This window comes from Microbacterium sp. BF1 (assembly GCF_019279095.1).
Taxonomy (GTDB): domain Bacteria; phylum Actinomycetota; class Actinomycetes; order Actinomycetales; family Microbacteriaceae; genus Microbacterium; species Microbacterium maritypicum.
In genome coordinates, this window is record NZ_JAGYWT010000461.1 from 1 (window position 1) to 1,932 (window position 1,932).

Annotated in this window: 2 protein-coding genes; both read left to right on the forward strand. The window is 69.6% G+C overall.

Going from position 1 to position 1,932, the window contains the following annotated elements:
* Window positions 1–59: 59 nt before the first annotated feature.
* Window positions 60–968, forward strand: coding sequence for a squalene/phytoene synthase family protein (locus tag KZA10_RS13630; RefSeq protein WP_055865136.1), 909 nt, complete (start codon window positions 60–62; stop codon window positions 966–968).
* Window positions 965–1,932: phytoene desaturase family protein (gene crtI / locus KZA10_RS13635; protein ID WP_218683151.1), on the forward strand; the 968-nt coding region annotated here is incomplete at its 3' end. The genes KZA10_RS13630 and crtI, both read left to right, overlap by 4 nt.

Genomic DNA, 1,932 nt, shown 5'->3' on the forward strand with positions numbered 1-1,932 from the left:
CCGGCAGCGGCCGGGGATGCCATCCGCGCACTCGCGTCCCGAGTCGGAAGCCGCAGCCGATGACCGCGAACTCGGCCGGCCACAGGGACGACACCGCCCTTCGTCGCTTCAACCGCACGGCGGAGATCGCGACGACCGATGTGATCCGCACCTATTCGACGTCGTTCGGGCTCGCCACCCGTCTTCTCGGAAAGCGCCATCGCCAGCACGTGCGCAACATCTATGCCATGGTGCGCATCGCCGATGAGATCGTCGACGGCGTGGCCGCCGAGGCAGGGCTGGACGTCGCCGCGCAATCGGCCGCCCTCGATTCCTACATCGCCGAGACTCATCGATCGATGCGCAGCGGCTACAGCAGCGACCTGATCCTGCATGCGTTCGCACGGACCGCACGGGAGTGCGGGATCGGCGAGGACCTGACACAGCCGTTCTTCGATTCGATGCGCGCGGACATCGAGGAAGACGCCGGCTTCGCCGCCTACGACATCGACGCCCATGCGGCGTACGTCTACGGCTCCGCCGAGGTCGTGGGTCTCATGTGTCTGCAGGTCTTCCTGCGCGGGGTCGAGCGCACGCCCGAAGAGCTCGAGACCCTGCGCCACGGTGCACGCCAGCTCGGTGCGGCGTTCCAGAACGTGAACTTCCTCCGAGACCTCGCAGACGACACCGACCGACTCCACCGCGGCTACCTCGGTGGGACCGCGCGTCTGACGGATGCCGATCGGGACGCATGGGTTGCGACCGTGTTCCGGCAGCTGTCCGACGCCCGCGACACGATCCCGCTGCTGCCGAAGGACGCCCGTGCGGCGGTGCGCAGCGCCCTGGCTCTGTTCGCCGCGCTCACCCGACGTGTGTCCCAGACACCTGCCGACGTCCTCTACCGACGCCGCGTGCGCGTTCCCGATCCGATCAAGGCCGCACTCGCCACCCGCGCCGTCCTCACCACCGCGATGGAGCGCGACCGATGAGCCGGGTCGTGGTCATCGGTGCAGGAGTCGCCGGTCTCGCGACAGCGGGCCTGCTCGCTCGGGACGGGCACGAGGTGGTCGTGCTCGAGAAGAACGACCGCGTGGGCGGACGCGCGGGGACGATCGAGCGCGACGGCTTCCGCTTCGACTCCGGCCCCTCGTGGTACCTCATGCCCGAGGTCTTCGACCACTTCTTCGCGATGATGGGCACCTCGACCGCGGAGCAGCTCGACCTCATCCGCCTCGACCCCGGCTACCGGGTGTTCCGCGCCCCGGACGCGACGGATGCCGACCGCTCCCCCGTGACGGTGCCCGCCGGACGCGAGCAGGTCACCCGGCTCTTCGAAGAACTGGAGCCCGGCTCCACAGCGGAGCTCGACTCCTACCTCGACTCCGCGCAGCATGCCGGAGCGATGGCGCAGAAGTACTTCCTCTACAACCCGTTCGCCCGCATGCGCTCGCTCCTCGCACCAGAGGTGCTCCGGGCGCTGCCTCGCCTCGCCACCCTGCTCGGAACGCGGCTGCAGTCCTTCGCTGCCCGACGCTTCACGCACCCCGTGGTGCGCCAGATCCTCGGCTACCCCGCGGTGTTCCTCGGAACCGACCCCCGAAGCGCGCCGGCGATGTACCACCTCATGAGCGCGCTCGATCTCGACCAGGGCGTCAGCTATCCGCAGGGCGGTTTCTGGCGTGTGATCGAGCGGATCGAAGCGCTGGCCCTCGACGCGGGGGTACGGATCATCACCGAGGCGAACGTCACCGGAATCCGCACGCAGGACGGCGCCGACGGCACCCGTGTGACGGGTGTCGGCTGGGTCGACGGCGCCGGTTCCTCGCACATCGAGAGCGCCGATGTGGTGGTCTCCGCGGCCGACCTGCACCACACCGAGACCACTCTGCTCCCGCCCTCGCTGCAGACCTACCCCGAGTCGTGGTGGGCGCGACGCACCAGCGGACCGGGCGG

Excerpts from the sequence above, each read along its gene's own strand:
- KZA10_RS13630 (WP_055865136.1), top strand. The coding sequence starts at position 60 with ATGACCGCGAACTCGGCCGGCCACAGGGACGACACCGCCCTTCGTCGC.